Annotated in this window: 6 protein-coding genes; all 6 read left to right on the plus strand. The window is 57.4% G+C overall.

Going from position 1 to position 6132, the window contains the following annotated elements:
• Positions 1–276 precede the first annotated feature (276 nt).
• The 6 genes from LKE08_RS10200 (at position 277) to LKE08_RS10225 (ending at position 5969) form a co-directional block, all read left to right on the plus strand.
• On the plus strand, positions 277–687 hold the full coding sequence (locus LKE08_RS10200) for a GPW/gp25 family protein (RefSeq protein WP_324704113.1): 411 nt from the start codon (positions 277–279) through the stop codon (positions 685–687).
• Positions 688–692: 5 nt separating this feature from the next.
• On the plus strand, positions 693–2867 hold the full coding sequence (locus LKE08_RS10205; RefSeq protein WP_324704114.1) for a putative baseplate assembly protein: 2175 nt from the start codon (positions 693–695) through the stop codon (positions 2865–2867).
• A gap of 37 nt (positions 2868–2904) precedes the next feature.
• Entirely contained in the window at positions 2905–3948 is a 1044-nt protein-coding gene (locus tag LKE08_RS10210; RefSeq protein WP_324704115.1) for a phage tail protein, read from the plus strand.
• A 19-nt stretch (positions 3949–3967) separates the two neighbouring features.
• On the plus strand, positions 3968–5332 hold the full coding sequence (locus LKE08_RS10215; protein WP_324704116.1) for a hypothetical protein: 1365 nt from the start codon (positions 3968–3970) through the stop codon (positions 5330–5332).
• A gap of 173 nt (positions 5333–5505) precedes the next feature.
• Entirely contained in the window at positions 5506–5823 is a 318-nt protein-coding gene (locus LKE08_RS10220; protein ID WP_324704117.1) for a nucleotidyltransferase domain-containing protein, read from the plus strand.
• Complete coding sequence (locus LKE08_RS10225; protein WP_324704118.1) at positions 5820–5969, plus strand: hypothetical protein; 150 nt, start codon at positions 5820–5822, stop codon at positions 5967–5969. Before LKE08_RS10220 ends, LKE08_RS10225 begins: the two co-directional genes overlap by 4 nt.
• Positions 5970–6132 lie beyond the last annotated feature (163 nt).

Below are 6132 nucleotides of genomic sequence, written 5' to 3' on the forward strand. Positions count from 1 at the left end.
GAGCCGTGTGAGGTGAAAGTCTCATGCACGGTTCTGAATGGGAGGGGGAGAAGGTGACTTCTCTCTCGACCCCTAATCAAGTCCGATCAATCACCAATTCTGCCCCCCCAAAAACCGGCTTTGCGGTCTTTTGAGTGGCTCAAAACCAGAGAATCCGTCAATTGACGGCGAGAAAGTCCCGCAGCTTTCTCCTCAAAAATATCGGGGAAATTGTCCCGAATTCCGGGAGTTTCGGCCGCGCCGAAACTCCCATACCGAAAAGCTCAGAGAATTCCCATGCTCAACCAACGTCGCCCCCCGACCTATTTGGGTCAGGGATTTGCCTTTCCCTTGGAAATCAATCAGCAAGGCAACTGGGCCCTGAGTGCGGGCGATCGCAACGTCCGGGAATCCATCCTGCTGATTTTGATGACCGACCTGGGCGAACGACTCAACCGGCCCGAGTTCGGCTGTCGCCTCTCAGAACTCAGCTTCGCCCCCATCAACTCCGAAACCCTGATGTTAATGCGGATCTACGTCCGAGAAGCCCTAGAACAGTGGGAACCGCGCATCATTGTAGATGACGTTTTAGCCATCCCCGACGGCGGCGGGGGGCGGGTGGATCTGGTCATCAACTACCGCCTCAAACCCACCCACGATCGCCGCAGCCTCGTCTATCCCTTCTACCTGCAACAGCCGCCGGAATAGCCCCCATGGTCTTCGACTTCCTACCCAACCTCCCCAAAGCCAACCTGGATGATCGCACCTACGACGATCTCCTGCAAGAATGCCTGCTGCGAATACCCCGCTACTGCCCCGAGTGGAGCAACTACAACCCCAGCGATCCCGGCATCACCCTGCTGGAGCTGTTCGCGTGGCTGATGGAGCAGATGCTGACCCGCTTCAACCAAGTCCCCCGCCGCAACTACGTTTTATTCTTAGAACTCCTGGGCATCCGCCTGCAACCCCCCAACCCCGCCCGCACCGAAATCACCTTCTACCTCGTCTCCGACCTCCCCGCCACCTACACCATCCCCGACGGCATCGAAATCGCCACCGAACGGCTCCCCGACGCCGAATCCGTCGTCTTCAGCACCTCCGGGACCCTGACCATCGCCAAACCCGCCATCGGCCACTTCCTCCACGCCGAAACCCCCGAAGACACCCCGCAAATGTTGCGCGATCGCTTCACCAACTGGTGGACAATGGACCGGGACGGCACCTGGTCCGGACCCGAACTGCCCCTATTCGGCGATCGGCCCGACCCCGGCCAATGCTTCTACCTCGTCTTCGAGCCCGACGCCCCCATCGAAGGCAACGTCATCGCCCTCACCGTCAAAGGCCAAGCCGCCACCCCCACCGGCATCGACCCCGACCACCCCCCCCGGCGGTGGGAAGCCTGGAACGGGCGCTACTGGCAATCAATCCTCATCGAAGAGGCCGACGACGAAACCCAGGGCTTCAGCTTCCGGGACCTCACCCGCCAGGGGCGCGACCCGAGCCGGGGCGCCGACATCATCCTGCACCTCCCCGTCCGCTTCCCCGTCGCCCAATTCACCGCCTACCGGGGCCGGTGGCTCCGCTGCGTCTGCACCGAACCCACCCCCGACCAGGCCCCCTACAGCCGCTCCCCCCGCATCGTCGGCCTCGGCGTCCGCTCCGTCGGCGGCACCGCCCCGGCCACCCAGTGCCAGGTCGTCACCGACGAAGTGCTCGGCATCAGCGACGGCACCCCCGGCCAGGTGTTCCGACTCGCGCGCCCCCCCGTCCTCGCCCGGGCTGAAAACGAATACCTCACCGTCACCCCCCCCGGAGAACTGCCCCAAATTTGGGCAGAAGTCCCCGACTTTTCCAACTCCGGACCCGGCGATCGCCACTATTTAATCGACTCCCTCACCGGCGCCGTGCAATTCGGCCCCCTGGTGCTCGAACCCACCCAACTGGTGCGAGAAACCGAGTACCGCGCCCTGCTGCAAACCACCAACCGCCCCCCCGCCGTCACCCCCGCCCCCAGCCAAGAGCGGCAGTACGGCGCTGTACCCCCCCGGGGAGCCACCCTGCGGATGGTCCGCTACCGCACCGGCGGGGGCGTCCGGGGCAACGTCCAACCCGGGACCGTGGTCGTGATGAAATCCGCCATCCCCTACGTCGGCACCGCCGTCAACCACATTCCGGCCCGCAACGGCTCCGACGCCGAATCCCTGGAACAGGCCGCCATCCGCGTCCCCCAGATGTTGCGAACCCGCGATCGCGCCGTCACCCCCGAAGACTTTGAAACCTTGGCGATCGTGGGCGGACGGGGTGCGATCGCCCGCGCCCGCTGTTTGCCTCCCACCCAACCGGGCACCGTCGAAGTGCTCCTCATCCCCCGACTCCGACCCGATGCGGGCTTCGGCATTTCCCCGGCGGAATTGATCCTCAGTTCCGAACTCCGGCACCAGGTTCTCGACTACCTCGACGAGCGCCGCCTCCTAGGGGTGCAAGTCACCTGTCGGGAACCGGAATACGTCGGGGTCGCCGTCCAAACCGAAGTCACCCTGCAACCCCAGTACGACCACCCGGACGCCCGGGAAGACATCCGCCGCGAGTTGGAAGCCGCCCTGTACCGCTTCCTCAACCCCGTCGTCGGGGGGAGCAAGGGGGAAGGCTGGCCCTTCGGCCGGCTCCTCTACCCCACCGACATCATCGCCCTACTGCAACAATTTCCCGCCATCCTCAGCTTGGGCGCCGTGCAACTGTTCGCCCTCCGCCCGGTCGGCTCTCCGCAGGAGAATCGCTGGGTGCGGGGACAACCCGTCGCCCTCATCGATCCCGGCCCCCACGGGACGATCTGTTCTTGGTCTGATGCCGCCCTCAACTCCGGCCACGTCATCAACATCATCCATTGAAAAAGCGGGTTTCTTTTCGCATCTACGGTAAGCCGACATGACTTCCATGACCCAAGCTCCATCCAGTCAATCCGTCCTTTTAGATGTCGTTTCGATCGATATTCCCGAGACGGAACCCGCGCAACTGTCCGAATTGTCCGGCACGATTTACCAAGTCGATTCGGACCGGTCAAACCTGACACTTATCCCCGGAGAAGTCAGTGAAATTGTCATCGATTTGGAAAATTTGGATACCCGCCCCCTGGAGCTCTCCTGCGAACTGACCGGCAATTTTCCTCCCCACTGGTGTCGGAGTGCGATCGCGGGATATCAATTGTCGCCGGGGGAACGGAAGTCGGCTGTGCTCTCTTTTCGGGTCGATCGCAACTTTTTTGAGGAACACCAAGCCGATGTCTCGGGCGACGGACTGCGGCTCAACTATTCCGGGCGGTTCAGCGTTTACGGCACTTATCCCGGCACCGGGGAAAACACGGGCCTGCCACCCCTGCTGGAATTTATAGATTTCGACCTGTTTCTCAGACCGCGATCGCCCTACGTCAACCTACTGCCCCAAATTTATCGGGAAATCGATTTTGTCGGCCGTTTCCTCAAAATTATCGAAACCACCTTCAACCCCGACGTGCAAACCTTCGGCACCCTTTGGGCCCACCTCGACCCCCTCACGGCCCCCGAAAGCCTGCTGCCCTTTTTGGCCCACTGGGTCGGCTGGCGTCGGGTCCCCAATCTCAGTTGGGAACAGCAACGCCGTCTGATCCGCCACGCCTTGGAGATTTATCGCTGGCGGGGGACCCGGCGGGGGCTGCGATTTTACCTGCACCTGGCGACGGGACTGCCCCTGGATGAAGATTTGCCGGAAATCGAAAAGCACATCGCCATTGTGGAAAATTTTACCCAGGGGGCGGTGATGGGGACTTCCTATCTGGGCGTGGATGCGATTTTGGGGGGCGGAAAGCCTTTCCATTTTGACGTCCGCCTGCGGGGCGACCCCGATGCCATCGACGAAACATTAGTCCGTCAGGTCATCGAAGAACAGAAACCCGCTTTTTGTACTTACGAATTGAAAATAACTAATAATTTATAATTAATAACTTTCAATGATTATGACAGATTTAACCCATTCCAATTATTTGCCTCCGGAAATGTATCCCCTCGAACGGTTGATCGTGCGGGACGGATTGCTGTTGAATGCGGAGCGGTGGAAGCGATCGCACGACTATCACCGAAGGCGACAAAATCTCCACTACCAATCCCTCTACCATCCCGGCATTGTTAGGGGGTTGGGAGTGTGCGCGATCGAGGCACCGTCCGACATCTCCGCCCAGTATCGGGATGGCCGCTGGGTGCAAATTCAACCGGGGATGGCAATCGATCGCCTGGGAAATCCGATTATTGTCGATCGCCCGATCGAATTTCGGATCGCCTCGGTCGCCGAGACGGAAATGACCGCCGTCTATTTGGTTCTCAGCTACGTCGATCCGGAAACACTCCACCGTCAAACCGATGAAGATTGGGCGGCGGAAACCTTTCGGATCGACGAAAAAAATCATCCCCCCGCCTCCGAAGAAATCGAACTCTGTCGCATTGCTATTTCTGCCGATGCCGTCCAAATTCGACCGGCAAAAGATGTGTTCGATCCCGATATCAACGAGTTGGATTTGCGGTATCGGGTGGCTGTCCAAGCGCGATCGCCTCAAACCGTCCGCGTCGCCCAGATTCTCGGGGGGACGGCCGAAGATATCGCGATCGGCGACAACCTCACCGACTTGTTGGAATCTGTCTCGGTTTTGGCTCCCCAAAAGATGGGAGTCGAACCCTTAGAAGAGATCGCGATCTGGCGAGAATTTTCAGGCTATGAAATGCCGGAATATAGTTTGATTTATATCCGATATCCGCAGATTTTCTCCTGGGGAGAATTGGAATATAATTATCTCAAACAATACAGCGATCGCGGGGCCGTCCTGTTCATCGAGGCTTCGTCCCGAGAAGTTAATATCGCCGATATCAATTCGGTGATGGTGGAACTTCAACAGGCGATCGAAGACATTCAATTGTCCCAAATATCGGATTTAAAACTGGAATTGCAATCCGAACTCACCACCTGCGAAACCGAAATTGACGGTCGGCTAGAAATCGCCTTGGAACCCATCAAAAACCTCGCCCATCACCTCGAAATTTCCCTTTCCCATTCCGGCAAAATTTCCCGAGACGACCCCATCAAAACCCGACCCTTTCTATTTTCAGAATTACCGGTTATCAATCGGGAGCCGATCCGATTATTTAATTGGGGTCAAATCATTCTATCCGTCGGCTGTCTGTCTTCGGGTTGGGGATTGAGTCACAACCTCCCATTACCCCGGGAAACGATCCGCAGTGCCCAAGAACTCGGTATCAATATCCTCCATTTTTCCGGCCACCGCTCCCAGCTTTCCCGGCTCCAGATGAACGCCAATCATTGTCCATTATAATTGCAAAACAAAACATCATGAAAAAAATACATCAACCTGTCCCGTCGGGTGCATTAATGAAATGTCAACACCGCCGATGTTATCAGTTTATTCTGCACGATCGCGCACTGCTATAATAGCGATCGGGCAGTTGTCAATCGATTGTTATAACCCAACCCAAAAACTGTAAATCAATGCAAGAAATAGATCGCCAAGTCATTTTAGAATTTTCCGATCGCCTGAGAGCAATCATGCCAATTTTAGAGTTGCGGGTGTTCGGCTCGCGGGCGCGGGGCGACGCGACAGAAGAATCGGATTTGGATGTGTTTATTAAGGTGGCAGAGTTGGAGCGCTCAAAGCGGGAACAAATTGACGATCTGGCTTGGGATATCGGGTTTAAATGCGATCGCGTTATTTCTACGTTTGTGGTGACGGAAGCACAGATCAAAAATGGTGCGGTGGGGGCGAGTCCGCTGCTGTTGAAGGTATTCAGTGAGGGCATTCCGGTATGACTAACCCTCAGTTGCAATTATTGGTCGAATATCGCCTCTTGGAAGCGCGAGAAACATTGCGGGAAGCGGAGATATTATTGGAGCGATCGCGGTTTTTTCTCGGTCAGATTCAAGAGTATTTACAAAATTGGAGGTCGGAATTTTAAGTCGTATCGTCGGGTGCGTTAATGAAATGTCAACACCGTTTATGCTCTGAATTGGCGGTGGGTTACGCTGCGCTAACCCACCCTACTGGACCGACACGGCTAAAAATGTGCTTTCGTGTAGGGTGGGTTAGGCGGCTGAAACCCAGGCTGTGATGGCAATCTA

Source organism: Lyngbya sp. CCY1209 (genome assembly GCF_035615495.1).
Classification (GTDB): domain Bacteria; phylum Cyanobacteriota; class Cyanobacteriia; order Cyanobacteriales; family Microcoleaceae; genus Limnospira.

Bases quoted from the DNA above. Each gene is read 5' to 3' on its own strand.
- LKE08_RS10200 (WP_324704113.1), top strand. From the start codon at position 277: ATGCTCAACCAACGTCGCCCCCCGACCTATTTGGGTCAGGGATTTGCC.
- LKE08_RS10205 (WP_324704114.1), top strand. From the start codon at position 693: ATGGTCTTCGACTTCCTACCCAACCTCCCCAAAGCCAACCTGGATGAT.
- LKE08_RS10210 (WP_324704115.1), top strand. From the start codon at position 2,905: ATGACTTCCATGACCCAAGCTCCATCCAGTCAATCCGTCCTTTTAGAT.
- LKE08_RS10215 (WP_324704116.1), top strand. From the start codon at position 3,968: ATGACAGATTTAACCCATTCCAATTATTTGCCTCCGGAAATGTATCCC.
- LKE08_RS10220 (WP_324704117.1), top strand. From the start codon at position 5,506: ATGCAAGAAATAGATCGCCAAGTCATTTTAGAATTTTCCGATCGCCTG.
- LKE08_RS10225 (WP_324704118.1), top strand. From the start codon at position 5,820: ATGACTAACCCTCAGTTGCAATTATTGGTCGAATATCGCCTCTTGGAA.